This window comes from Pseudomonas sp. FYR_5 (genome assembly GCF_043106315.1).
GTDB classification, from domain to species: domain Bacteria; phylum Pseudomonadota; class Gammaproteobacteria; order Pseudomonadales; family Pseudomonadaceae; genus Aquipseudomonas; species Aquipseudomonas putida_Y.
The window spans coordinates 74994-100622 of sequence record NZ_JBICMK010000095.1 but is presented as its reverse complement, the minus strand read 5'-3'; the positions used below and the strand labels follow the sequence as shown (position 1 = coordinate 100622).

Here is a 25629-nt window from a genome sequence, read left to right as displayed (position 1 = left end):
CAACACACCAACCCTGTGGGAGCGGGCGCGCCCGCGAACACCGGCAAAGCCGGTGCCAAGCAACGCGTTGGCTTTTTCGCGGGCATGCCCGCTCCCACAGGGCTTGGCGACCCCTTAAGGATTGTGGATAACCCATGCATCGCCTCTCTTTACTGCTGCCCTTCCTCAGCTGGCTTCCCCGCCAATCGGGCCGCAACCTGCGCCAGGACCTGCTGGTAGGCCTGAGCGGCGCCATCCTCGCCCTGCCGCAATCCATCGCCTACGCCCTGATCGCCGGCCTGCCCGCCGAATACGGGCTCTATGCTGCCGTTGTGCCGGTACTGATTGCCTGCCTGTGGGGCTCTTCCTGGTACCTGATCTGCGGCCCGACCGCGGCCATTTCCATCGTGCTCTACGCCAGCATCAGCCCGCTGGCCGTGGCCGGTAGCGCTGACTACATCACGCTGGTGTTGCTGCTGACCTTCCTCGGCGGCATTTTCCAGCTGCTGCTCGGGCTGTTGCGCTTCGGCGCGCTGGTCAACTTCGTCTCCCATTCCGTGGTGCTCGGTTTCACGCTGGGTGCCGCCATCGTCATTGCCTTGGGCCAGCTACCCAACCTGCTGGGCATGGCCCTGCCCAGCCAGGCCACCGCGCTGATGACCGTACAGGACCTGGCCAGCCACGCAGGCGAGGTCGACCTGCCTTCCTTGCTGCTGGGCCTGGCCACCGTCGTGATCGGTGTGGCCTTCAAACTCTGGCGCCCACGCTGGCCGAGCCTGTTGATAAGCCTGATCCTGGTCAGCTTGCTGGCCTGGCTGATGCCGGGCTTCTTTGGCCATGTGCCGCGGGTGGCAGCGTTCACCGGGCAACTCCCGCCTTTCAGCCCGCTGCCTTTGCTGGACGTGGAGCTCATGTTGCGTCTGCTGCCCAGCGCCGTGGCGGTAGGCATGCTGGGGTTGGTCACCAGTCTGTCGATTGCCCGTTCGTTGTCGGCACGTTCAGAACAACTGATCGACCCGGACCAGGAAATACGCGCACAGGGCCTGTCGAACATTGCCGGTGCATTTTTCTCTGGTTACCTGTCTGCCGGTTCCTTCACCCGCTCGGGCCTGAGCTATGAGGCGGGCGCCCGCTCGCCCATGGCCGGGGTGTTTTCGGCGCTGTGGGTGGCGTTGTTCGCGGTGACCGGCGCCGGCCTGATCGCGCACCTGCCGATACCGGCCATGGCCGGCAGCATTCTGCTGATCTGCTGGGGGTTGGTGGACCACCGAGGGATCCGTGCATTGTTCCGGGTCAGCCGCTCTGAGTTTCTGGTGATGGCGCTGACGGCTGCAGCGACATTGCTGCTGGAACTGCAGACGGCCATCTATGCCGGCGTGCTGGCTTCGCTGTTCTTCTATTTGAAGCGCACCTCACGACCACGGATCCAACAAAGCCGTGAAGGGGACGCGGATGTCTTGCGGGTAGGTGGGTCGATTTTCTTTGGTGCGGCGCATTACCTGCAGGTGCGCTTGCAGCGCTGCCAGGGGCCGCATGTAGTGATCGATGCCCGGCAGGTGAATTTCATCGATTACTCGGGTGTGGATATGTTGCACCGCGAGGCGCGGCGGTTGCGGCGCTTGGGGGGGAGTTTGACCTTGCACCGGGCCAGGCCGCAGGTGATCGAGGAGTTGCAGAAGCTGGAAGGGGTGGAGTTATGCCCGATCCGGTTTGAGGAATGAGGTTGGGATGCTGGGGCTGCTTTGCAGCCCATCGCGACACAAGGCCGCTCCCACAGAGGATCGGCGTACGACGTACTTTGTGGGAACGGCCTTGCGTCGCGATAGGGCCGCAAAGCGGGCCCGGCCATCTCAGCCCCGAGCGAGTTGCCGGCGCAGTTCAGCCAACACCGGCGCCGTATCCGGCCTCACGCCACGCCAGATAAAGAAGGCTTCAGCCGCCTGCTCGGCCAGCATCCCCAACCCATCCAGCACCTTGGCAGCCCCCAGCTTGGTCGCCCACTGGCAAAACGGCGTCGGCTCCTTGCCATACATCATGTCGTAGCAAACCGTACGACCCGCCTCGACCAGGCTGTCGGCAATCGGTGGTAATTCCCCGGCCAGGCTCGCCGAGGTGGCGTTGATGATCACATCCACAGGTTCCTGCAACCAGGCAAACCCGCTGGCCACCACCGGCCCCAGTTCATCGAACTCGCGCGCCAGCTGCTCGGCCTTTTCCACGGTACGGTTGGCAATCACCAGCGACTGCGGCTTGTGCGCCAGAATAGGCTCCAGCACGCCGCGCACGGCGCCACCGGCACCGAGGATGAGAATACGCTTGCCCGCCAGCTCGACCCCGGCATTCACCGTCAGGTCGCGCACCAGGCCAGCGCCGTCGGTGTTGTCGCCCTGCAGGGTGCCATCAGCCAGCTTGCTCAGCGTGTTCACTGCGCCTGCGCGCCGGGCACGCGGGGTCAGGCTGTCGCACAGGCGGTAAGCCTCTTCCTTGAACGGCACGGTGACGTTGCCGCCACTGCCTTGCTTGAAGAAGCCGCGCGCGCAGTCGCTGAATTCGTCCAGCGGCGCCAGCAGCGTGGCATATTCCAGGTCCTGACCGGTCTGCTCGGCGAACAGGCGGTGGATCAGCGGCGACTTGCTGTGGCCGATGGGGTTACCAAAAACGACGTACTGATCCATGACGGCTCCTTGTTTATCCACAGGCTTACTGGCCGAGCCAGTCACGGTCTTGCAGGAAGTACTCTGTCAGGCGCGCCTCTTCACTACCAGGCGCGGCCTTCCAGTCATAGCCCCAACGCACCTGCGGTGGCAGCGACATGAGGATGGATTCGGTGCGGCCACCGGACTGCAGGCCGAACAGGGTGCCGCGGTCATAGACCAGGTTGAACTCCACGTACCGGCCACGGCGGTATTCCTGGAACTCGCGCTGCTGCGGGGTGTAGGGCGTGTTCTTGCGGCGCTGGACGATCGGCAGGTAGGCGTCGACGAAGGCATCGCCAATGGCGCGGATGAAGGCGAAGCAAGTGTCGAAGTCCCACTCGTTCAGGTCATCGAAGAACAAGCCGCCAATACCCCGTGGCTCGCCACGGTGCTTGAGGTGGAAGTAGCGATCGCACCAGGCTTTATAGCGTGGGTACACGTCGGCGCCAAACGGCGCGCAAGCCTGCTCGGCCACTCGGTGCCAATGAATGCAGTCTTCTTCGTTGCCATAGTATGGCGTCAGGTCAAAGCCGCCGCCGAACCACCATACGGCCTCTTCACCTTCCTTTTCGGCGATGAAGAAGCGAACGTTGGCGTGGGAAGTGGGCACATGCGGGTTGTGCGGGTGTATCACCAGCGACACGCCCAAGGCTTCGAAACCACGGCCTGCCAGTTCGGGGCGGTGGGCACTGGCCGACGGCGGCAGGCCGGCACCAAACACATGGGAGAAGTTGACCCCACCTTTTTCGATCACTTTGCCCTCACCGATAACCCGCGTGCGGCCCCCGCCACCGGCTTCGCGCACCCAGGCGTCCTCGACGAAGCGGGCACCGCCGTCTTCTGTTTCGAGGGCAGAGCAGATGCGGTCTTGCAGGTCGAGCAGGTAGGCTTTCACGGCCTCGGTGCGGCTAGTCATCGGGTCACCAGGAACGGGCAGGGAAGAATTCGCCGCGTAGCATACCACCGCCAGCGCGCGCGCCGCAGTTGACGACGACCAAGCAAAGGCGTCCGATAGAAGGCCTTTCCCGATCCCGACTACAGGAGTGCGAGATGGCCAAGCGTATCCAGTTCAGCCAGCATGGCGGCCCGGAAGTGCTGCAGTTTGTGGAATTCGAACCCACCCCGCCCGGGCCACAGCAGGTGCGTGTGCGTAACCATGCGATCGGCCTGAACTTCATCGACACCTACTTCCGAAGCGGGCTGTATGCGCCGCCGTCCCTGCCTTCTGGGCTGGGTACAGAAGCGGCAGGTGTGGTAGAGGCTGTGGGCGAAGGCGTGTCCCGGCTGAAGGTAGGAGACCGTGTGGCACATGCCGGCGGCCCGCTGGGCGCCTACAGCGAGGTGCATACGCTACCGGAAGCCAACCTGGTCAAGCTGCCGGACACCATCAGCTTCGAGCAGGCGGCGGCGGTGATGCTCAAGGGTTTGACCGTACAGTACCTGCTGAAGCAGACCTATGAGGTGAAGGCGGGTGATGTGATCCTGTTCCATGCCGCAGCCGGTGGTGTAGGGTCGCTGGCCTGCCAGTGGGCCAAGGCCCTGGGCGCCAAGCTGATCGGCACCGTGAGCTCTGCCGAGAAGGCAGAGCGGGCCAAGGCGCTGGGGGCTTGGGCGACCATCGACTACAGCCGTGAAGATGTGGCCAAGCGCGTACTGGAGCTGACCGACGGCAAGAAATGCCCGGTGGTGTATGACGGCGTGGGTGCCGACACCTGGCTGACCTCGCTGGACTGCCTGCGCCCGCGTGGGTTGATGGTGAGCTTTGGCAATGCTTCCGGTGCGGTGAGCGGGGTGAACCTGGGGATCCTGGCGCAGAAGGGCTCGCTGTATGTCACCCGGCCGACCTTGGCCACCTATGCCAACAATGCCGAGAACACCCAGGCCATGGCCGATGACCTGTTTGCGATGATTGCGAGCGGGAAGCTGGTTGTGGATATCCAGCAGCGGTATCCACTGAGCGAGGCGGCCCAGGCGCAGGCAGAGCTGTCGGCGCGGCGGACTGTAGGATCGACTGTACTAATCCCCTAAGCCACACACATTCCCTGTAGGAGCGGGTTTACCCGCGAAGAAGCCACCGCGATGGATGGCACCGGCTTTGCCGGTGTTCGCGGGCAAGCCCGCTCCCACAGGTACTGCGTCGGCTTCGATAACTTCGCTATGCCTTGGAGGCTGGGCGTGACGGCGATGGCGTCGACTCGATGCCATCGAGTATCGCCTCGATCACACCCTCTGCCATCTCAATCGCATGCAGGTTCGACCAGAACATGCCACGGCCTTCTTCACGCATGTAGTCCAAAGCTTTGTAGCCGGTTTCGTAAGCGCTGCGCAGGTACAGGGCTACGTGGACCAGAGCGTCCTCGGCAGAAATGTTTGGGTTGACGGTGAAGAGTGGATCGTGGCCGGCATCGCAGCGGCCGAAGGGGCGGGTGGAGGTGCATGGGAGAGGTGGATCGGGGACTATTTTCTTCATCATTGGAAAATGCTCCTCAAGGCCGCCAACCTTCACTACCACGTGAATGGGTGGCGACTGTACGCGAGGTGGTAGACCCGGGCATTTTCCAATCCAGGCAGGCTCGAAAGCCTCCCACGCACAGCCACCATAGACTGTCATGGAAAAAATGCATCCGGGCTACCACACCCGATCGCCAAGTTATTCGGCGACGGATAGAGCCTAGAGGCAGAGGTTCCCACTTAGAAGGTGATGGAAGGAGACGCGGGTCGTAGGATATTTCCGAAGTGCCCAGCTGGACAGATATTTTGGCAAAAATCAGAAAACCCTGATCACTTAGAAAGCCACAGAAGGCCCATCTATAGCACGCGAGAAAAAGATCCCGGCTTGACCGTACAGATTCGGAAGCGTAGCCTTTCTGCTTGAGGATGTGCTGGTGCGCCGGTTGAGTTTCAAGTTATCCGGGCGAGTGCATCCCCGCCATTTAGGCCGCTTAAGCGGCCTTTATTTTTTGGCTTGTTTCTATCCCCTTTCGGGATGATGGAATAGAGCTCTGCCTTGGGCTTGCGGGCCGTCAGTTCAAAAATCGCCTCATCGAAGACCTCGTTACCATAGCCATCATCGCGACCAAACGTGCTGCGAAGGGCAGTCATGTGCGTGGCACTTTTCCAGATCGACGTCGCAGCCAGTGCTGCCTTGATCTGCAGAATCATGTCATCGATGGTGTAACCATCTCGTACTACCCGGCTTCTGTAGGCATGGCTACCGATGAAAACGATGCCTGGGTCCTCAAGCTGTGGCAAATCCTGCCCGTCCTTCTGCCTATTGATCGCGTCAAACTGATCAGCGGTGAACCTACCAATTTCCACCGCCCTGACCCGGTGGTTGGACGCAAGCTGCTCAAGATTCGCCCTTATCAGGTACTCGGCATTTTCGAATAGCGGCATGTTCCCCAGTACTCCCGCCGATTGGCGACGGTTCTTGCTAGCGTCAAAGATCGAGCGCCGCACGTGCGACGCATGGCTAGCAAGCTAGGGGCTGGGGTTTATACAGGGAAGGTGAAGACTGTGGACGCAGGGAGTAAGAAATTTCCCAAACTCAGTACCGGACAGCCATTCGAGACATAATCAGAAAAATCTGCGGTGAATTGGCCCTAACCTCGTGGGAGCGGGCATGCCCGCGAACACGGGCGAAGCCCGTGCCAGGCACCGAGTTGTATTCTTCGCGGGCGCGCCCGCTCCCACAGGGCCCGAGTCCCGAGCCAGGCCTGTGGATTGTTATCAACCCGGGCGAACGACTTCGCCGGTTGCCAGGTTGCGAATCACACTCGGGTTCTTCCGCCCGCCCAGCGCACCACCCAGCACCAGGTCCAACTGGCCATGGAAGTACTGCTCAACCCGCAAGCGGGTCTTCGCCGCCGGGCGCCCGCCAGGGTTGCACGAGGTGGAAATCAACGGCCCCACCAGCGCGCACAGCTCACGCACCACCGGGTGATCACTGACCCGCAGCGCCACCGTGTCATGCTGCCCGGTCACCCATTCGGGCAACAGGTCCTGGTGCGGCACCAGCCAGGTGTTCGGCCCCGGCCAGGTGCTGCTCATGCGGTCGATCCAGTCTTCGGGGAAGTCCTCGAACAGGAAGTCGAACTGACGGATGTTGTCAGCGATCAGAATCAGCCCTTTATCCACAGGACGCGACTTCAGCGCCAACAGGCGATACACCGCGTCCTCGTTCCATGGGTCGCAGCCCAGGCCCCAGACCGCTTCCGTCGGGTAGGCGATCACCGCGCCCGCCCGGATCTCACGTGCGGCTTGTTGCACACGAAAACTGCTCACCATTGCTGTTTCTCCGCCTATATACCTTGCATGTGAGCAGTGTACTTAGCCCGCGCGGGCAAACCAACGCCCGGCTTCATTGCTGACCCGGCCTTCCAGCTCCAGCTCGGTCAACTGCGCCAGCACGTCGGCCAGCGGCTGCTCGCTACAGTGGGCCAGGCTTTCACTGGTCTGGGGGGCGGCATGCAGCAGGGCAAGCAGGGGATGGTCGAACCTGTCCACAACCGCAGGCGGCAGGTTCTGCCAACCCTGCAAGCTTTCCAGAATCTGCTCCACAGTTTCCACCAGCAGCGCCCCATCACGAATCAGCTGGTGACAGCCCTTGGCCCCCGGGTGATGAATGGAGCCCGGAATGGCGTACACCTCGCGGCCTTGTTCCGCCGCCAGGCGCGCCGTGATCAGCGAGCCGCTGGCGAGGCTCGCCTCGACCACCAGCACACCGAGCGACAGCCCACTGATGATGCGGTTGCGCCGGGGGAAGTTGCCGGGCAGCGGCCCGGCATCCAGGGGATACTCGGAAACCAGCGCACTGCCGTTGTCGATCATCGCCTGCGCAAGGTCCCGATGCCGCTGTGGATAAAGTTTTTGCAAGCCCGTACCGAGCACGGCAATCGTGCCGCCGCCAGCCTGCAACGCGGCCCGATGAGCGGCACCGTCGACCCCCACCGCCAGCCCGCTGGTAATGGTGAAGCCGGCCTGCGCGAGGTAGCGGGAAAATGCCCGAGCGGTGTCGAGCGCCGGGGGTGTGGCACGTCTGCTGCCCACGATGGCCAGCTGAGGGCGATCGAGCAAGGCAGGTTCGCCAGCGACAAAAAGCAGCGGCGGGGCATCGTCGATTTCTGCCAGCAAGGCTGGGTAGTCTGGGCCGTCCCACATCAGCAAATGCTGGCCAGGGCGCTCCAGCCAAGCCATTGCAGCCAGTGCGCCATCGCGTACCTCGGCACTGCGCCGGGCATCGATGGTGGCTTGGGGAATGCCCAACGCTCGCCAGGCCGAAGCGGGAGCACTGAGCGCGGAGGAGGCACTGCCGAAGGCTTCGAGCAACGTTCGAAAGCGCCGCAGTCCAGCCTCGGGGAGGCGATGCAGGCGTAAGCGTGCCTCCAGTTCGGCAGGCGGGCAGGGCGACGAATGGTGACTGGGCATTGAGATCATCCTTGATCGAAACAGGGCCATTTACGTGGTACAAGCTGTGGATAACTCTGTGAGTAACACTTTGAAAAGCTGTCCATTGATTGGGGGCTATCAAGCCCATAGTCACCCTAGACGAGCTTGCCAGGTGCCGAAATCCCCGTTTCCCTTTATTATGTGTGCTCAGTTTTCAACCGAACGCACAGTGACTGCCTGACCTTATGGCCATCTTGAACATTCTCGAATTCCCGGACCCGCGCCTGCGCACCCTCGCCAAACCGGTGACGGAGTTCGACGACGCCCTGCGTCAGCTGATCGACGACATGTTTGAAACCATGTACGAAGCCCCTGGCATCGGCCTGGCCGCTACCCAGGTGAACGTGCACAAGCAGGTTGTGGTCATGGACCTCAGCGAAGACCGCAGCGAACCGCGCGTCTTCATCAACCCGTCGGTCGAAGAGCTGACCCATGACATGGGCCAGTACCAGGAGGGCTGCCTGTCGGTACCGGGCTTCTACGAGAACGTCGACCGCCCGCTGCGTGTCCGGGTCAAGGCCCAGGACCGCGACGGCAAGCCGTTCGAACTGGAATGCGAAGGCCTGCTGGCAGTGTGCGTACAGCACGAATTCGACCACCTCAACGGCAAGCTGTTCGTCGACTACCTGTCGCAGCTCAAGCGCGACCGGATCAAGAAGAAGCTGGAAAAGCAGCACCGCCAGCAAGCCTGATCCCCACCTTCCTGAAGGCTTGCTCCGGCAAGCCTTTTTCTTTTTTGAAGCGAGAACTCCATGCGCATCGTCTTTGCAGGCACTCCAGAGTTTGCCGCCGAACACCTCAAGGCCCTGCTCGACAGCCCCTACGAGATCGTGGCCGTCTACACCCAGCCCGACCGCCCGGCCGGCCGTGGCCAGAAGCTGATGCCAAGTGCGGTCAAGGCACTGGCCGTGGCCCATGACATCCCGGTGTTCCAGCCGCAGACCCTGCGCAACGCCGATGCGCAGGCCGAACTGGCCGCACTGAAACCAGACCTGATGGTAGTGGTCGCCTACGGCCTGATCCTGCCGCAGGTGGTGCTGGATATCCCGCGTCTGGGTTGCATCAACAGCCACGCTTCCCTGCTGCCACGCTGGCGCGGTGCCGCGCCGATCCAGCGTGCCGTGGAAGCAGGCGACGCCGAAAGCGGCGTGACCGTGATGCGCATGGAGGCCGGCCTGGACACCGGCCCGATGCTGCTCAAGGTAGTCACCCCGATCAGCGCCGACGACACCGGCGGCACCTTGCACGATCGCCTGGCCGAAATGGGCCCGCCCGCAGTGGTTCAGGCCATCGCCGGCCTGGCTGACGGTTCGCTGCAAGGTGAAGTACAGGACGATGCCCTGGCCACCTACGCGCACAAACTGAACAAGGACGAAGCGCGTATCGACTGGACCCGCCCGGCTGTCGAGCTGGAACGCCTGATCCGCGCCTTCAACCCATGGCCGGTGTGTCACAGCACTCTGGATGGTGAAAGCGTCAAGGTGCTGGCCGCCAACCTGTCCACAGGCCAAGGCGCCCCAGGCGAGATACTTTCCGCCAGCAAGGACGGCCTCGTAGTTGCGTGCGGTGACCAAGCCCTGAGCCTGACCCGCCTGCAACTGCCTGGCGGCAAGGCATTGAGCTTCAGTGATCTGTTCAACAGCCGCCGCGAGAAGTTCGCCGCTGGCAAGGTGCTGGGCCAATGAACCCACGCCTCGCCGCCGCCCGTGCGCTGGCCGCTGTGCTCAGCGGCAAGGCTTCGCTGAACAGCTCGCTGCCGGCGCAACTGGACAAGGTAGATGAACGCGACCGCGGCCTGACCCAGGACCTGGCGTTCGGCACCGCACGCTGGCAGCCACGCCTCGACCTGCTGGCCGCACAGCTGCTGCAAAAGCCCTTCAAGGCAGCCGATGCCGATGTTCAGGCGCTACTGCTGGTCGGCCTGTACCAGCTGTTCTACACCCGCATTCCGGCCCATGCCGCCATCGGCGAGACCGTGGGCTGTGCCGACAAGCTGAAGAAGCCGTGGGCCAAGGGCCTGCTCAATGCCGTGCTGCGCCGAGCCCAGCGCGAAGGCGAGGAACTGCTCGCCGGCATGGAGCGCGACCCGGTGGTGCGTACCGCCCACCCGCGCTGGTTGCAGAAGGCGCTGAAAGCCTTCTGGCCGGAGCAGTGGGAAGCCATCTGCACCGCCAACAATGCCCACCCGCCGATGATTCTGCGGGTCAACCGCCGTCACCATAGCCGCGATGCCTACCTGGCACTGCTGGCCGAAGCCGGCATTGGCGCCAGCGCATGCCAGTACAGCCGGGATGGCATCGTGCTGGCCGAAGCCTGCGACGTGCGCGGCCTGCCAGGCTTCGCCGAAGGCTGGGTGAGCGTGCAGGACGAAGCTGCGCAGCTAGCTGCCGACCTGCTGGAACTGGCCCCCGGCCAACGCGTGCTCGATGCTTGCTGCGCACCGGGCGGCAAAACCTGCCACCTGCTGGAGGCCGAGGCCGGCCTGGCGCACGTCGTGGCCATCGATCTCGAAGCCAAGCGGCTGACCCGCGTGCGAGAAAACCTCGACCGCCTGCAACTGGATGCCGAGCTGATCGCCTGCGATGCCCGCGACACTGCCAGCTGGTGGGACGGCAAGCCATTCCAGCGCATTCTGCTCGACGCGCCGTGCTCGGCCACCGGCGTGATTCGCCGCCACCCGGACATCAAACTGGCCCGCCAAGCCGACGACATCCCGGCTTTGGCCACGCTGCAAGGCGAACTGCTCGATGCCCTGTGGCCGACCTTGGAAGTGGGCGGCATGCTGCTATACGCCACCTGCTCCACCTTGCCGACCGAGAACACTGAAGTGATCAAAGCCTTCCTCGCGCGCACCCCGGGCGCCCGTGAGCTGGACCTGGCGACCGAAGCCGGCCTGCGCCAGCCCCACGGCCGTCAACTGCTGGCCCAGGAAGGCGGCCACGACGGTTTCTACTATGCCAAGCTGATCAAGATCGCCGCCTCGCGCGGATAAGAACAAAGGATAGGGAGTAGCGCATGAAGATCATCATCCTCGGCGCAGGGCAGGTAGGCGGTACGCTGGCTGAACACCTGGCCAGCGAAGCCAACGACATTACCGTGGTCGACACCGACGGCGACCGCCTGCGCGACCTCGGCGACCGCCTGGACATCCGCACTGTCCAGGGCCGCGGTTCGCTGCCGACGGTGCTGCGTCAGGCCGGTGCCGACGACGCCGACATGCTGGTGGCGGTAACCAACAGTGACGAGACCAACATGGTTGCCTGCCAGGTGGCCTATTCGCTGTTCCATACACCGACCAAGATTGCACGGGTGCGCGAATCGTCCTACCTGACCCGCGAAGAGCTGTTCGACAACGACCATATCCCGGTCGACGTTCTGATCAGCCCCGAGCAGGTGGTGACCAATTACATCAAGCGCCTGATCGAACACCCAGGCTCGCTGCAGGTGATCGACTTCGCCGAAGGCAAGGCCCAACTCGTGGCAGTGAAGGCCTACTATGGCGGCCCGCTGGTCGGCCAGCAGTTGCGCCAGATCCGAGCGCACATGCCCAACGTCGACACCCGCGTGGCGGCCATCTTCCGCCGCGACCGGCCGATCACCCCGCGTGGCGATACGGTGATCGAAGCCGACGACGAGGTGTTCTTCATTGCCGCGAAGAAGGATATCCGCGCGGTGATGGGCGAACTGCGCCGCATCGACGAGACTAATAAACGCATTGTCATCGCCGGCGGCGGGCAGATTGGCGAGCGCCTGGCGGAAGCCATCGAAAGCCGATATCAGGTGAAGATCATCGAGATGAGCCCGGCGCGTTGTCGGCACCTCTCCGATACCCTCGAAAGCACTGTAGTGCTGCAGGGCAGCGCCTCGGACAAAGACCTGATGCTCGAAGAGAACATCGCCGACGCCGATATTTTCCTGGCCCTGACCAACGATGACGAAGCCAACATCATGTCGTCCTTGCTGGCCAAGCGCCTGGGCGCAGGCAAGGTGATGACCATCATCAACAACCCGGCTTATGTCGACCTGGTGCAGGGCGGCGATATCGACATTGCCATCAGCCCGCAGCTCGCCACCATCGGCACCCTGCTGGCGCACGTCCGTCGCGGCGACATCGTCAGTGTGCACTCGCTGCGCCGTGGTGCAGCCGAGGCTATCGAAGCGGTGGCACACGGGGACTCGAAGTCGAGCAAGGTGGTCGGCAAGGCAATCGAGGACATCACGCTGCCACCGGGCACCACGATTGGTGCGATCATCCGTGATGAAGAGGTGATGATTGCCCATGACGACACCATGATCGAATCAGGGGACCATGTGATCCTCTTCGTTGTGGATAAAAAGCATATTCGCGATGTGGAGAAGCTGTTCCACGTCGGCTTGAGTTTCTTCTAGGAGAAGAGGGCATGCGCGAATCGCTGGAGAAGATGCTGGCCAAAGGTGTGGATAACCCGCTGCTGAGGTTTGGCCTGGGCAAGGCCTGGCTGGATGAAGGCAACGGCGCTGAAGCAGCGGTGCACCTGGCGCGCTGTGTAGAGCAGGATCCGAAATACTCGGCAGCATGGAAGCTGCTGGGCAAGGCCTATCAGTTGCAGGGCGACCTGGCGGCGGCGCGCAAGGCGTGGGAAGACGGGATCGTGGCGGCGCAGGCCCATGGTGACAAGCAGGCCGAAAAAGAGATGACCGTATTCCTGAAGAAGCTCAACAGAGCAGCGGGTTGACGCGGCCCCTGCAGGAGCGGGTTTACCCGCGAACGCGTCGGTGAATCCAACATCGCATTCGCGGGTAAACCCGCTCCTGCCAGAGGGCGGTGAATGGCTTAATACCAGCGCGGCTCGCCAGCCGGGCGCTTCTTGAAGCGCTTCATGCTCCACATGTACTGGCTCGGGTACTCGCGCACATAGCGCTCGACCACCTTGCTCATCGCCGCCGCCGATACGTTTACATCGGTGCTGTACATCTCTTCCGGAGCAGCTTCGAGGAACACCTTGAAGCCCGAGCCATCCGGCAACCGCAGCGCATGCAGGAACACGCCTACCGCCTTGCCACCGGCCAGCATGTTCGGCACGAACTTGCTGGTCAGCGCCTGGGTGCCGAGGAACGGCACGAACACGCCCGCCGATTCCGCCGGCTCCGGGTCGGCAGGAATACCCACCTGGCCACCACGGCGCACTTCCTTGATCACGCTGAGGATGCCTTCCTTGGTCGACGGCGCCACGCGATTGCCCATCTGCACGCGCTGCTCGCGCAGCAGATCATCCACCGCCTTCAGCTTCGGCGGGCGGTAGAAGATGATCGGTTTGCACTGGTTGCAGTAGAAGTGGTTCAGCACTTCCCAGTTGCCCAGGTGGCTGGTGATGCCGACCACGCCTTTACCCGAGGCCAAAGCCTGCTCCAGCACTTCCAGGCCATGCACTTCCTTGACCAGCTCCAGCGAGCGCTGCGGCGGCCAGATCCAGGCACAGGCACTTTCGACAAAGGATTTACCGATATCCCGCAGCGCCTGGCCAACCAGTTGCTCACGGGCAACCGGGTCCATCTCCGGGAAACATTTGGCCAGGTTGATCCGTACCACGTTGCGCGAACTGTTGGGGATTTTCCACATCAGCCAGCCAATACCGGCGCCGACACGCTGCACAGCACCCCAGGGCAGCTTGGCAAACAGGCGCAGCACCCCGACCATCAGGGCGCCTTTGAACTTTTCCACAGGCGAATTCCTTATTTCAGCAAGGCGCGCATTGTAACCCCTCAGCGCAACAAGGCGGCGTAGCGATCGCAGTCGGTGGTGTGGTCCATGACCATGCCCGTGGCCTGCATGAAGGCGTAGCAGATGGTCGGACCGACGAACGTGAAGCCAGCTTTCTGCAGGGCCTTGCTCATTGCCTTGGCTTCATCGGTAACCGCCGGCACCTCGCCGCGCGCCTTGAAGTGGTTGATCTTCGGCGAGCCGCCGACGAACGACCACAGCCATTCGGCAGGGTTATCCACAGCCAGCCAGGCCTGGGCGTTGCGCCGCGCAGCCTTGAGCTTGAGGCGATTGCGGATGATGCCTGCATCCTGCATCAATTCTTCGATACGTTCGTCGCTCATGGCCGCCAGCTTTACGGGGTCGAAGCCGTACATCACCTGGCGATAACGCTCGCGTTTGCGCAAAACGGTAATCCACGAAAGCCCCGCCTGGAACCCTTCGAGCAAAAGCATCTCGAAGAGCAACGCCGGGTCGCGCTGTGGCATTCCCCATTCCTGGTCGTGGTAGGCCTGGTACAACGGATCGTCGGTACACCAAAAGCAGCGTGGCATAAGGCTCCAATGAGTAGAGGGCGAGGCGAATCAGGTTATACTCCCGCTCTTTACATCCGCATCCCCAGATACAGGTGAATTTCGTGAGCCAGCCTACGCCAGCCGTGCGTACCTTCCAAGACCTGATCCTCGCCCTGCAGAACTACTGGGCGGCTCAAGGTTGTGTGGTACTTCAGCCCTACGATATGGAAGTAGGCGCCGGCACTTTCCACACCGCTACATTCCTGCGCGCCGTGGGTCCAGAAACCTGGAACGCCGCCTATGTGCAGCCTAGCCGTCGTCCTGCCGACGGGCGGTATGGCGAAAACCCCAACCGCTTGCAGCACTACTACCAGTTCCAGGTGGTGCTCAAACCGAACCCGGCCAACTTCCAGGAGCTGTACCTCGGCTCGCTGAAAGCCATCGGCCTGGATCCGCTGGTGCACGACATTCGTTTCGTCGAAGACAACTGGGAATCGCCGACCCTCGGCGCCTGGGGTCTGGGCTGGGAAATCTGGCTCAACGGCATGGAAGTCACTCAGTTCACCTACTTCCAGCAGGTAGGCGGCATCGAGTGCTACCCGGTCACCGGTGAAATCACCTACGGCCTGGAGCGCCTGGCCATGTACATCCAGGGCGTCGATTCGGTGTACGACCTGGTGTGGGCCGACGGCCCGTTCGGCAAGGTCACCTACGGCGACGTGTTCCACCAGAACGAGGTGGAGCAGTCGACCTACAACTTTGAACATGCCAACGTCGACAAGCTGTTCGAACTGTTCGATTTCTACGAAAGCGAAGCCAACCGCCTGATCAAGCTGGAGCTGCCGCTGCCGACCTATGAAATGGTCCTGAAGGCCTCGCACACCTTCAACCTGCTGGACGCCCGCCGCGCCATCTCGGTAACCGAGCGCCAGCGTTACATCCTGCGTGTACGTACCCTGGCCCGGGACGTGGCGCAAAGCTATCTGCAAGCCCGCGCACGCCTGGGCTTCCCGATGGCCACCCCTGAACTGCGTGACGAAGTGTTGGCTAAGCTGGAGGCTGCACAATGAGTGCTCAAGATTTTCTGGTAGAACTGGGCACCGAAGAGCTGCCACCCAAGGCCCTCGCCAACCTCGGCGACGCCTTCCTGGCCGGTATCGAAAAAGGCCTGCAGGCTGCTGGCCTGAACTACACCGCCAAGCAGGTGTACGCCGCGCCGCGTCGTCTGGCCGTACTGATTCGCCAGCTGGACGTGCAGCAGCCTGACCGCAGCATCAACATCGACGGCCCACCCCTGCAGGCAGCCTTCAACGCCGAAGGCGAGCCGACCCAGGCTGCGCTGGGCTTCGCCAAGAAATGCGGTGTTGAACTGGCCGAAATCGACCAGAGCGGCCCCAAGCTGCGCTTCTCCCAGCACATCCCGGGCAAGGCCACCACAGACCTGCTGCCGACCATCGTCGAAGATTCGCTGAACGACCTGCCGATCCCCAAGCGCATGCGTTGGGCGACCAGCCGTGAAGAATTCGTACGCCCGACCCAATGGCTGGTAATGCTGCTGGGCGACCAAGTGGTCGACTGCACCATTCTGTCGCAGAAGGCAGGCCGTGAATCCCGTGGCCACCGCTTCCACCATCCGGAATCCGTGGTCATCACCACCCCGGCCAACTATGTCGAGGACCTGCGTAAAGCTTACGTGCTGGCCGACTTCGCCGAGCGCCGCGAGCTGATCAGCAAGCGTACCGCCGAGCTGGCCATGCAGCAGGAAGGCACGGCCATCGTGCCGCCGGCGCTGCTGGACGAAGTGACTGCTCTGGTCGAATGGCCAGTGCCGCTGGTGTGCTCGTTTGAAGAGCGTTTCCTTGAGGTGCCGCAGGAAGCCCTGATTACCACCATGCAGGACAACCAGAAGTACTTCTGCCTGCTGGACAGCGAAGGCAAGCTGCTGCCGCGCTTCATCACCGTGGCCAACATCGAAAGCCGCGATCCGAAGCAGATCGTGCAAGGCAACGAAAAGGTCGTGCGCCCACGCCTGACCGACGCCGAGTTCTTCTTCAAGCAGGACAAGAAGCAGCCACTGGAAACCTTCAACGAGCGCCTCAAGAACGTGGTGTTCCAGGCTCAGCTCGGCACCGTGTACGACAAGGCCGAACGTGTTTCCATGCTGGCCGCCTTCGTCGCCCCGCTGATCGGCGGCGACGCCCAGCGCGCTGGCCGTGCCGGCCTGCTGTCGAAGTGCGACCTGGCCACCGAGATGGTCGGCGAATTCCCTGAAATGCAGGGTGTTGCCGGTTACTACTACGCGCTCAACGACGGTGAGCCGGAAGATGTAGCCCTGGCCCTGAACGAGCAGTACATGCCGCGCGGTGCAGGCGCCGAGCTGCCGCAGACCCTGACCGGTGCTGCCGTGGCCATCGCCGACAAGCTCGACACCCTGGTGGGCATCTTCGGCATCGGCATGCTGCCTACCGGCAGCAAGGACCCGTACGCCCTGCGCCGTGCTGCTCTGGGCGTGCTGCGTATCCTGATCGAGAAGCAACTGGACCTGGACCTGACCGGTGCGGTCGAGTTCGCGGTCAAGCAGTTCGGCGCCAAGGTCAAGGCCGCCGGCCTGGCCGAGCAAGTACTGGAGTTCATTTTCGACCGTCTGCGCGCGCGTTACGAAGACGAAGGCATCGATGTGGCCACGTACCTGTCGGTACGTGCACTGCAGCCAGGCTCCGCGCTGGACTTCGACCAGCGCGTACAAGCCGTGCAGGCGTTCCGCAAACTGCCGGAAGCCGAGGCCCTGGCTGCGGTGAACAAGCGCGTGTCGAACCTGCTGAGCAAGGCCGAAGGTGCCATCGCCGAGCAGGTCGAACCGAAGTACTTCGACAATGCCAACGAGTTTTCCCTGTACTCGGCCATCCAGCAGGCCGACCAGGCCGTGCAACCGATGGCTGCGGCACGTCAGTACAGCGAATCGCTGGCCCGCCTGGCGGCCCTGCGTGACCCGGTCGATGCCTTCTTCGAGGCGGTCATGGTCAACGCCGAAGACGCCAAGGTACGTGCCAACCGTTATGCCCTGCTCAGCCGTCTGCGCGGCCTGTTCCTGGGCGTGGCTGACATTTCGCTGCTGGGGTAAGCCTTGAAACTGCTGATTCTCGACCGTGACGGGGTGATCAACTACGACTCCGATGCGTACATCAAGACGCTGGAAGAATGGGTGCCGATCCCCGGTTCGGTCGATGCGATCGCGCAGTTGAGCAAGGCGGGCTGGACGGTGGCCGTGGCCACCAACCAGTCCGGCATTGCCCGTGGCTACTACCCGCTGGCAACCCTCGAAGCCATGCACGCGCGCCTGCGCGCGCTGGTGGCCGAGCAGGGCGGCGAGGTGGGCCATATCGTGTATTGCCCGCATGGGCCGGACGAAGGGTGCGATTGCCGCAAGCCCAAGCCCGGCATGCTGCGGGCGATCGCCGAGCATTACCAGATCGGCCTGAAAGGCGTCTGGTTCGTCGGCGACAGCAAAGGTGACCTGGAGGCCGCCCTGGCCGTCGGTGCACAACCCGTGCTGGTGAAGACCGGCAAGGGCGAGCGGACCCTGGAAAAAGGTGTCCCGGAAACTACACTGATTTTCGACGATCTGGCAGCTATCGCCAGAGAACTAATTTAAACAGTGCGCCTTTTGGCGCATTTTTCACAGGCGGGCATGCCCCGCAATGGTACAAGCCACTATGTCGATCCTGCAGGCGATCAGAATCTTTCTTTTTTACCTGCTGCTGGGCACCAGTTCGCTGCTGTGGTGCTCGCTGAGCTTCTTCGTCGCGCCGTTCCTGTCGTTCCCCAAGCGCTACAAGTTCATCAACGTGTACTGGTGCCGCTGCGCGCTGTTTCTGGTGCGCACCATCCTGGGCATCGACTACAAGATCACTGGCGCCGAGAACGTGCCAGCTGAGCCTTGCGTGATTCTGTCCAATCACCAGAGCACCTGGGAAACCTTCTTCCTGTCGCAGTACTTCTCGCCGCTAAGCCAAGTGCTCAAGCGCGAACTGCTGTATGTACCGTTCTTCGGCTGGGCCATGGCCATGCTGCGGCCCATCGCGATCAACCGCGACAACCCCAAGGAAGCGCTGCGCCAGGTGGCGAGCAAGGGTGACGAACTGCTCAAGCAGAAGACGTGGGTGCTGATTTTCCCAGAAGGCACCCGTGTGCCGTTCGGCACCATCGGCAAGTTCTCCCGCGGCGGTACCGCACTTGCCGTGAATGCCGGGCTGCCGGTGCTGCCGATTGCCCACAACGCCGGCAAGTTCTGGCCCAAGGCCGGTTGGGGCAAGCGTGCCGGTACAATCGAAGTGGTCATTGGCGAACCGATGTACGCCAACGGCACTGGGCCACGGGCCATCGCCGAACTCAACGACCGCGCTGCAGCCTGGAACGAAGCGACCCAGCGGGCCATGGGATCGCTGCCGCCAGCAGAGGAAAAACCTCAGGAGCAGATGGCATGATCTTCTGTGGATAACTTGTGTGCAGTTTTTGGATTAAATGCTTGAATTGATAGCTAAGCCTTTGAATTTGCTATTTATTTTTATGTATGAAATTTTTCTGAAAACCGTGCATAAGTTTTTTTGAGGCATAAGAAAACCGGCTTTTACAGCCGGTTTTTTTATGGCATGTGGACAGCATCAGACTTTGTCGATATCGACATCCTTGGTTTCTTTTAGACAGAAGATCCCTACTACCAGGCTGATCCCGGTCACCAGCACCGGGTACCACAGCCCGTAGAAGATATCCCCGGTGTAGACCACCAGCGCGAACGATACGGTAGGCAGGAAACCACCGAACCAGCCGTTACCAATGTGGTAGGGCAGTGACATCGAGGTGTAGCGGATGCGGGTCGGGAAGAGCTCGACCATCACCGCCGCCAACGGACCATAGGTCATGGTCGCGATCAGGATCATCGCCACGATCAGGACCACCACCATTACCTGGTTGACCTGCGCAGGGTCAGCCTTGGCCGGGTAACCAGCCTGCTCGATTGCAGTGCGCATGGCAGTTTCGTCAAAGCCGTTGATGGTCTTGTCACCGATGTTCACCACCACATCACTGCCGGCCACGCTTACCGAACTGTACGGTAGACCCTGCTTGACCAGGAAGGTCTTGACCTTGTCGCACGGGCTGTCGAAACGAGCCTTGCCCACTGGGTCGAACTGGAATGTGCAGCCTTGCGGGTCGGCGGTGACCACGATCGGCGCCTGACGGCTGGCGGCGTCGATCTGTGGGTTGGCGTAGTGGCTTAGCGCCTTGAACAGTGGGAAGTACAGTACCGTGGCGAGCAACAGGCCAAGCATCAGGATCGGCTTGCGGCCGATACGGTCGGACAACCAGCCGAAGAACACGAAGAACGGCGCGCCAATCACAACGCTGATGATGAGCAGGGTGTTGGCCTGAGCCGAGTCCATTTTCAGCATCTGGGTCATGAAGAACAGAACGTAGAATTGCGCCGTGTAGAAGGTCACGGCCTGCCCCGCGTTGATGCTGAACAGGGCGGTAAGCACCACTTTCAGGTTTGGCCAGGAGGTGAACGACTCACGGATGGGCGACTTGCTGACCTTGCCCTGAGCCTTCATTTTCACAAAGGCCGGCGACTCGTGCATGCTCATGCGAATCCAGGTGGAGATCGCCAGCAGCACGATCGACAGCAGGAACGGCAAGCGCCAGCCCCAGGTTTCGAACTGGTCGCCACTGATATACCGGCTACCCAGCACCACCAAGAGCGACAACAACAGGCCCAGCGTTGCGGTGGACTGGATGAAACCGGTGTGTAAACCACGCTTGCCGGGCGGCGCATGCTCTGCCACGTAAGTGGCTGCACCGCCATACTCGCCGCCCAGCGCCAGCCCCTGAAGCATGCGCAGGATCACCAGGATGATCGGTGCGGCGATGCCGATGCTGGCGTAGGTGGGCAACAACCCCACAGCGAAAGTGGACAGACCCATCAGCACGATGGTGACCAGGAAAGTGTACTTGCGCCCGATCATGTCACCCAGGCGGCCGAACACCAGCGCGCCAAACGGCCGCACCAGAAAGCCCGCAGCAAAGGCCATCAGGGCGAAGATGAAAGCGGTGGTATCGTTCACGCCAGCGAAGAACTGTTTGCTGATGACCGCTGCCAACGCACCATAGAGAAAAAAGTCATACCACTCGAAAACCGTCCCGAGGGATGACGCGAAAATGATCTTGCGTTCTTCACGGCGGCTGGGGCTGCTGGCCACCGCATCCTGCTCTTGGATGTAATCCGACATCGTTGCTGTCCTCGGCCGTTAGGCCACAGTGATTATTCTTGTTGTTCCACTGTCGGCGACTTCTGACCGCAAGCCGCCGGTACTGCACGCACCCGGGTCAGGGCGTCGGTAACGCGTCTTGGTTCAGGTAGGTCTGGGTAGCAGCTCCTTTGAGGATCAGTTGCGCCGCCTTTTCGGCGATCATCAGGGTGGGGGAACACGTATTGCCGGAAGTTATCTGCGGCATGATCGAAGCATCGGCTACACGTAGACCGGGGATGCCATGCACGCGCAGCTGGTTATCCACAACGTCCATGGCACCGTTGCCCATGCGACAGGTACCGACCGGGTGGAAGATGGTGGTGCCGATCTTGCCAGCGGCCTCGAACAGTTCTTCCTCGCTTTGCAGCGCCGGGCCCGGCAAATATTCCTTGGGCTCGAAAGCGGCGAGGGCAGGGGCCTGGACGATGCGCCGGGTAAGGCGAATGGCATCGGCAGCAACACGCAAGTCCTGCGGAGCACTGAGGTAATTGGGGTCGATCAGCGGCGTGCTGTTCATGTCGGTGCTGCAGATGTCGATGCGCCCACGGCTGGCCGGGCGCAGGTTGCACACCGAGGCAGTAAAGGCCGGGAACTGATGCAACGGCTCACCGAAGCGTTCCAGTGACAGCGGCTGTACGTGATACTGAAGGTTGGCGGTGGCCTGTTCGGGGCTTGAACGCACGAACGCGCCTAACTGGCTCGGCGCCATGGCCAGGGGCCCGCTACGGTCGTAGAGATAACGCAGGCCCATGCCCATCTTGCCCCATAGGCTGTTGGCCATCTGGTTCAAGGTGCGGGTGTTGCGGATCTGGTAGATCAGGCGCAGTTGCAGGTGGTCCTGCAAGTTGCCACCAACGCCGGGCATATCGTGGCGAACACCAATGCCCAAGCTTTCCAGCAACTGACGCGGGCCGATGCCGGAGCGCTGGAGGATGCCCGGTGAACCAACCGCCCCAGCACAGAGGATGATCTCGCGACGCGCCGCAAACTCATGCCAGGCCCCTTGCCAGAGCGCCTTCACCGCCCTTGCGCGGGTGTTGTCGAGCAGTACCTGGTCAACCTGCACGCCAGTCAGCACGGTGAGGTTGGCGCGATCCTTGATCGGCCGCAGGAAGGCTTTGGAAGCGTTCCAACGTACACCACTGCGCTGGTTGACCTGAAAATATCCACAACCCTGGTTGTCGCCGGTGTTGAAATCCTCGACCTTGCCAATACCGCTCTGCTCGGCGGCATCACGGAAAGCATCAAGGATCGGCCAGCTGTAGCGTTGGCGCTCGACCCGCCATTCGCCCTCCGCGCCATGGTGCTCGCTGGCGCCGGCAAAGTGGTTTTCGCTGGCCTTGAACAGCGGCAACACATCTTTCCACGCCCAGCCGTCGTTGCCTTGCGCGGCCCAATGGTCATAGTCGGCGGCTTGGCCCCGCATGTAGATCATGCCGTTGATCGAAGAACAGCCACCTAGCACCTTGCCCCTTGGATAACCCAAAGCGCGACCACCGAGGCCAGGCTGTGCCTCGGTCTTGAAGCACCAGTCGGTGCGCGGGTTGCCGATGCAGTAGAGGTAACCGACGGGGATGTGGATCCAGGGATAATTGTCACGGCCACCCGCCTCCAGCAGCAGCACGCGGCAGGAAGGGTCGGCGGACAAACGATTGGCCAGCAGGCATCCGGCGGGACCGGCCCCTACCACCACGTAGTCGAAGACAGAATCGGCTGATGGCATGTGCAACCTCGCGCCTGTTTTTTATTCTTGTCCCGGTCCATCTTAGTGAGTAATTTCGTGGTGGAAACACGAGATTTCGCGCAGCCGCTGTGCGTTTTAGCACAGTGGCAAGCCTGTACCGACCTCTTCGCGGGCGCTCCCGCTCCCAACGGGACCACGTTGCCTTCAGGATGTTCAGCGCACCTGGACTGCCCGCGAAGAGGCCGGAACGAACTGCCAAAAAGGACAAGCATGTTCGACTGGAACGATCTGCGGTTTTTCCTCGAGTTGCAGCGCAGCGGCCGCCTGCTGACTGCCGCCAAGCGCCTGAACACGACCCACAGCACCGTGGCCCGGCATATCGAGAGCATCGAGCAGAGCCTGGGAACCGCGCTGTTCGTGCAGCATGCCCAGGGTTACGAGCTGACCCCCTCGGGCCAAGCCCTGCTCAAGCATGCCGAAGCCATGGAAAACGTCGCCCTGCTGGCGCAGGAAGAAATCACCCAGGCCATCACCCCGCTGGGCAAGATTCGCCTGGGGGTGACCGAAGGCATCGGCATCATGTTCTTCACCCCGCGCATGAACGCGTTGTTCGAGCGCTACCCCGGCCTGGAAGTGGAGTTGGTGGCAGTGCCGCGTTTCGTCAGCATCCTCAACCGCGAGGCAGAAATCAGCATCCATCTGGAGCGGCCCAACGCCGATCTGCTGATCACCCGCAAACTCACCGACTACCGCTTGGCGCTATACGCCAGCCAGGACTACCTGGACCGCGCGCCGCCATTGCGCCACCGCGAAGACCTGGCCCGGCACAGCTGGATCGGCTACGTCGACGATTTGCTGTTCAGCCAGGAACTGCTGTTTCTCAACAGTTTCTGCCGAGCACCCAACGTGGTGTTTCGCAGCACCAGCGTGATCGCCCAGCAAGCCGCTGCCCGCGCAGGGCTGGGCATCGCCGTGCTGCCCAATTACATGGCGCGCCACGACCCGACACTGGTGCGCGTGCTGCCGGGTGAGACCATCCAGCGCAGCTACTGGATCTGCACCCGCCGCGAGCTGCACAAGTCTGTGCGCCTGCGGGTGGTGTGGGACTACCTGCTGGCGTTGTGCGCGGCCGAACAGAGTGAGCTGCTAGCCCAGTAGCGCCTTGCCCGCCAACAACAGGGCAGCGACCCAACCTGCCACGGCAAACATCTGCTGCAGGCGCGGCCCGGCCAACCTGGCTGCCAAGGGTCGCGCCAGCAGCAGGCCGAGCACCGCGCCGACGGCAAACGGGGCGCCAACCTGCCAGTGCATGACGCCTGCAAGGCTGGCGCTGACCACACTGCCGGTAGAGACCAAGGCAATCACCGCCAGCGAGGTGGAGACGATGCTTGCCATGCGCAGGTTGGTGTAGCGGTTCAGGGCCGGGATAATGACGAACCCCCCACCCACGCCGAGCAGGCCGGACAACAACCCGGACAGGGCCCCCGTGAATGCCAGTGCGCGCGCGCAGGGCAGGGTCCAGCGCAAACGCCCCTGCAGAGGGTTCAGCACACACGGCTCGATAAAGCGATGGGCGTCATTGGCTTCGCCACGCAGTTCTTTGGCCGCCTTGCGCCAGATGCGCAGGCAGGCATAAACCAGCACCCCGGCGAACGCCAACTGCAACGGTGTATTCGGCAGGCGGTGCGCCAGCATCAGCCCGAACGGCGCTGCTGCCACACCAACCAACGCAATGAACAGCGCGGCCCGATAACGCACCAGCCCTTGTCGCAAGCCCAGCACTGCGCCAACCGCCGCAGCCAAACCAACAGCCAACAGGCCGACCGGTGCCGCCTCGACCATCGATAGCCCCAGGCCGAACACCAGCAAAGGTACAGCGAGAATGCCACCGCCTGCGCCGGTCAGTGCCAGCACCGCGCCGATGATTGCTCCCAGGCCCGCTCCTAACAGTTGATGCTCGATCACTGCCCACCCTCGGCTACCAGTTGCGGGCGTGCCAACCACTCGCGCCCCTTGAGCATGCCTTGCCAGTACAACGGTGGTAGCGCCTGTGCTTTGAGCAGCCAGGCCAAGCGTGTTGGCTTGCGGCCATCCAGCAACCAATTGGGGAAGCTCGGTGCCAGCTTGCCGCCATAGGTGAACTCGGCCAAGACGATCTTGCCGCGCTCAACGGTAAGCGGGCACGAGCCATAGCCGTCGTACTGGGCCAGGGTTGCCAGCCTGCCCAGTGCCACCAGCACATTGTTGGCGACCACCGGTGCCTGCTTGCGGGCCGCCGCGGCGGTCTTGGCGTTGCTGGTGTTAGCCACGTCACCCAGGGCATGAACGTTGGTGTATTTGCGATGGCGCAGGGTATGCGGATCGACGTCGACCCAGCCGGAGCTATCGGCCAACGGGCTTTCGCGAATGAAGTCTGGCGCCACCTGTGGTGGTACCACGTGCAGCATGTCGAAGGCCTCGATCCGCGTTTCGCTGCTGCCATCGGGCAAGGTACGCAAGAATGTAGCGCGCTTGCCCGGGCCGTCTACGGCAACTAGCCGGTGGGAGAAGTTGAGGTCGACGGCGTATTTTTCGATGTACTTCATCAGCGCGGGCACGTAGTCGGCGACACCGAACAGTACGGCACCCGCATTGTAGAAGCTGGCTTTCACCGCCCCCAAATGACCATGGCGCAGCCAGTGGTCGCAAGACAGATACAGCGCCTTCTGTGGTGCACCGGCGCACTTGATCGGCATGGGCGGCTGGCTAAACACCGCGCGTCCTTGCTTGAGCTTCTGCACCAGTTCCCAGGTATAGGGCGCCAGGTCGTAGCGATAGTTGGAGGTGACACCGTTGCGGCCCAGGGTCTCGCTAAGCCCATCGATGGCTGCCCAGTCCAGCTTGAGGCCGGGGCAGACGATCAGCTGTTCATAGCTGATGGTACGACCATCATCGAGGATGACCAGCTGACCCAACGGGTCGAATCCCTGTACCCGCGCCTTGATCCAGCGAACACCGCGAGGAATGGTCGACGCCATGGTGCGGGCAGTGCTTGGGGCCTTGAACACACCGGCGCCGACCATGGTCCAGCCGGGTTGGTAGTAGTGCACTTCGGCAGGGTCGATCAAGGCGACGTCCAACGATGGGTCGCGGCTGATCAGGCTGGAAGCAGTGGCGATACCGGCGGCACCGGCACCGACGATGACCACCTTGTGGTGGTCGGTATTGGCAGGGGACAACAAGGCAGGCATGGCGGCAAATCCTGGAAATCTGATTATGAGGGCAG

At 62.3% G+C, this 25629-nt stretch carries 24 protein-coding genes; 12 read left to right on the top strand and 12 right to left on the bottom strand.

Features of this window, described 5'->3' with window-relative positions; genetic code table 11:
• The first annotated feature begins 134 nt into the window (after positions 1–134).
• On the top strand, positions 135–1700 hold the full coding sequence (locus ACF8RA_RS18065) for a SulP family inorganic anion transporter (RefSeq protein WP_176682980.1): 1566 nt from the start codon (positions 135–137) through the stop codon (positions 1698–1700).
• A gap of 129 nt (positions 1701–1829) precedes the next feature.
• Here the strand turns inward: ACF8RA_RS18065 and aroE are convergent, their stop codons facing one another.
• Both aroE and hemF read right to left on the bottom strand, forming a co-directional pair.
• The gene (gene aroE, locus ACF8RA_RS18060; protein ID WP_003253098.1) at positions 1830–2654 is read right to left on the bottom strand and encodes a shikimate dehydrogenase; all 825 of its coding nucleotides are present in this window, start codon (positions 2652–2654) and stop codon (positions 1830–1832) included.
• Between the two features lie 25 nt (positions 2655–2679).
• The gene (hemF, locus tag ACF8RA_RS18055) at positions 2680–3591 is read right to left on the bottom strand and encodes an oxygen-dependent coproporphyrinogen oxidase (RefSeq protein WP_176682979.1); all 912 of its coding nucleotides are present in this window, start codon (positions 3589–3591) and stop codon (positions 2680–2682) included.
• 134 nt (positions 3592–3725) lie between these two features.
• On the opposite strand from hemF, the gene ACF8RA_RS18050 reads away from it, so the two are divergent.
• Positions 3726–4703 (top strand): NADPH:quinone reductase, encoded by a 978-nt coding sequence (locus tag ACF8RA_RS18050; protein ID WP_176682978.1) that lies wholly within the window; start codon positions 3726–3728, stop codon positions 4701–4703.
• A gap of 127 nt (positions 4704–4830) precedes the next feature.
• Here the strand turns inward: ACF8RA_RS18050 and ACF8RA_RS18045 are convergent, their stop codons facing one another.
• From ACF8RA_RS18045 to dprA, 4 genes are all read right to left on the bottom strand, one after another.
• Positions 4831–5148, bottom strand: a complete 318-nt coding sequence (locus ACF8RA_RS18045) for a hypothetical protein (RefSeq protein ID WP_049588432.1) — start codon at positions 5146–5148, stop codon at positions 4831–4833.
• 428 nt (positions 5149–5576) lie between these two features.
• Positions 5577–6071, bottom strand: a complete 495-nt coding sequence (locus ACF8RA_RS18040) for a hypothetical protein (protein ID WP_064492537.1) — start codon at positions 6069–6071, stop codon at positions 5577–5579.
• Positions 6072–6404: 333 nt separating this feature from the next.
• A complete protein-coding gene (locus ACF8RA_RS18035) occupies positions 6405–6962 on the bottom strand; it encodes an L-threonylcarbamoyladenylate synthase (protein WP_014859478.1) in 558 nt (185 codons plus the stop codon).
• A gap of 42 nt (positions 6963–7004) precedes the next feature.
• Positions 7005–8102, bottom strand: coding sequence for a DNA-processing protein DprA (gene dprA, locus ACF8RA_RS18030; RefSeq protein ID WP_019436826.1), 1098 nt, complete (start codon positions 8100–8102; stop codon positions 7005–7007).
• A gap of 206 nt (positions 8103–8308) precedes the next feature.
• Between dprA and def the strand changes: the two genes are divergently transcribed.
• The 5 genes from def to ACF8RA_RS18005 are packed head-to-tail and all read left to right on the top strand — an operon-like array spanning position 8309 to position 12838.
• Positions 8309–8815: a peptide deformylase gene (gene def / locus ACF8RA_RS18025; RefSeq protein WP_003253111.1), complete on the top strand. Its 507-nt coding sequence runs from the start codon at positions 8309–8311 to the stop codon at positions 8813–8815.
• 60 nt (positions 8816–8875) lie between these two features.
• Positions 8876–9808: a methionyl-tRNA formyltransferase gene (gene fmt / locus ACF8RA_RS18020; RefSeq protein WP_176682977.1), complete on the top strand. Its 933-nt coding sequence runs from the start codon at positions 8876–8878 to the stop codon at positions 9806–9808.
• Positions 9805–11115 (top strand): 16S rRNA (cytosine(967)-C(5))-methyltransferase RsmB, encoded by a 1311-nt coding sequence (rsmB, locus tag ACF8RA_RS18015; protein WP_176682976.1) that lies wholly within the window; start codon positions 9805–9807, stop codon positions 11113–11115. The genes fmt and rsmB overlap by 4 nt, the downstream gene beginning before the upstream one ends.
• A 23-nt stretch (positions 11116–11138) precedes the next feature.
• On the top strand, positions 11139–12512 hold the full coding sequence (trkA, locus tag ACF8RA_RS18010) for a Trk system potassium transporter TrkA (RefSeq protein WP_010951472.1): 1374 nt from the start codon (positions 11139–11141) through the stop codon (positions 12510–12512).
• 11 nt (positions 12513–12523) lie between these two features.
• Complete coding sequence (locus ACF8RA_RS18005; RefSeq protein ID WP_003253119.1) at positions 12524–12838, top strand: tetratricopeptide repeat protein; 315 nt, start codon at positions 12524–12526, stop codon at positions 12836–12838.
• 98 nt (positions 12839–12936) lie between these two features.
• Here the strand turns inward: ACF8RA_RS18005 and ACF8RA_RS18000 are convergent, their stop codons facing one another.
• Positions 12937–13824, bottom strand: coding sequence for a lysophospholipid acyltransferase (locus ACF8RA_RS18000; RefSeq protein WP_003253121.1), 888 nt, complete (start codon positions 13822–13824; stop codon positions 12937–12939).
• A 41-nt stretch (positions 13825–13865) separates the two neighbouring features.
• Positions 13866–14417 carry a DNA-3-methyladenine glycosylase I gene (locus tag ACF8RA_RS17995; RefSeq protein WP_209969012.1) on the bottom strand — a complete coding sequence of 184 codons (552 nt, stop codon included), beginning with the start codon at positions 14415–14417 and terminating at the stop codon, positions 13866–13868.
• Positions 14418–14500: 83 nt separating this feature from the next.
• Here ACF8RA_RS17995 and glyQ point away from each other — a divergent pair, with 83 nt between their 5' ends.
• Genes glyQ through ACF8RA_RS17975 form a run of 4 tightly spaced genes read left to right on the top strand, consistent with a single transcriptional unit; the run spans position 14501 to position 18862 of the window.
• Entirely contained in the window at positions 14501–15448 is a 948-nt protein-coding gene (gene glyQ / locus ACF8RA_RS17990) for a glycine--tRNA ligase subunit alpha (RefSeq protein ID WP_003253126.1), read from the top strand.
• Positions 15445–17499, top strand: a complete 2055-nt coding sequence (gene glyS, locus ACF8RA_RS17985; protein ID WP_392461451.1) for a glycine--tRNA ligase subunit beta — start codon at positions 15445–15447, stop codon at positions 17497–17499. Before glyQ ends, glyS begins: the two co-directional genes overlap by 4 nt.
• Before the next feature lie 3 nt (positions 17500–17502).
• Complete coding sequence (gmhB, locus tag ACF8RA_RS17980) at positions 17503–18030, top strand: D-glycero-beta-D-manno-heptose 1,7-bisphosphate 7-phosphatase (RefSeq protein ID WP_176682973.1); 528 nt, start codon at positions 17503–17505, stop codon at positions 18028–18030.
• A gap of 46 nt (positions 18031–18076) precedes the next feature.
• Entirely contained in the window at positions 18077–18862 is a 786-nt protein-coding gene (locus tag ACF8RA_RS17975) for a 1-acyl-sn-glycerol-3-phosphate acyltransferase (RefSeq protein WP_176682972.1), read from the top strand.
• A gap of 177 nt (positions 18863–19039) precedes the next feature.
• Here ACF8RA_RS17975 and ACF8RA_RS17970 read toward each other — a convergent pair whose 3' ends face one another.
• Together ACF8RA_RS17970 and ACF8RA_RS17965 are read right to left on the bottom strand one after the other, a co-directional pair.
• The gene (locus tag ACF8RA_RS17970) at positions 19040–20659 is read right to left on the bottom strand and encodes an MFS transporter (RefSeq protein WP_176682971.1); all 1620 of its coding nucleotides are present in this window, start codon (positions 20657–20659) and stop codon (positions 19040–19042) included.
• A 97-nt stretch (positions 20660–20756) separates the two neighbouring features.
• Positions 20757–22403, bottom strand: a complete 1647-nt coding sequence (locus ACF8RA_RS17965) for a GMC family oxidoreductase (RefSeq protein ID WP_176682970.1) — start codon at positions 22401–22403, stop codon at positions 20757–20759.
• 231 nt (positions 22404–22634) lie between these two features.
• On the opposite strand from ACF8RA_RS17965, the gene ACF8RA_RS17960 reads away from it, so the two are divergent.
• Positions 22635–23522: a LysR family transcriptional regulator gene (locus tag ACF8RA_RS17960; RefSeq protein ID WP_021784548.1), complete on the top strand. Its 888-nt coding sequence runs from the start codon at positions 22635–22637 to the stop codon at positions 23520–23522.
• On the opposite strand, the gene ACF8RA_RS17955 is transcribed toward ACF8RA_RS17960, so the two are convergent.
• Together ACF8RA_RS17955 and ACF8RA_RS17950 are read right to left on the bottom strand one after the other, a co-directional pair.
• Positions 23511–24329 carry a sulfite exporter TauE/SafE family protein gene (locus tag ACF8RA_RS17955; RefSeq protein ID WP_392461457.1) on the bottom strand — a complete coding sequence of 273 codons (819 nt, stop codon included), beginning with the start codon at positions 24327–24329 and terminating at the stop codon, positions 23511–23513. The two genes, ACF8RA_RS17960 and ACF8RA_RS17955, sit on opposite strands and share 12 nt — an antisense overlap.
• Positions 24326–25594, bottom strand: a complete 1269-nt coding sequence (locus ACF8RA_RS17950) for an FAD/NAD(P)-binding oxidoreductase (RefSeq protein ID WP_176682968.1) — start codon at positions 25592–25594, stop codon at positions 24326–24328. The genes ACF8RA_RS17955 and ACF8RA_RS17950 overlap by 4 nt, the downstream gene beginning before the upstream one ends.
• Positions 25595–25629: the final 35 nt, after the last annotated feature.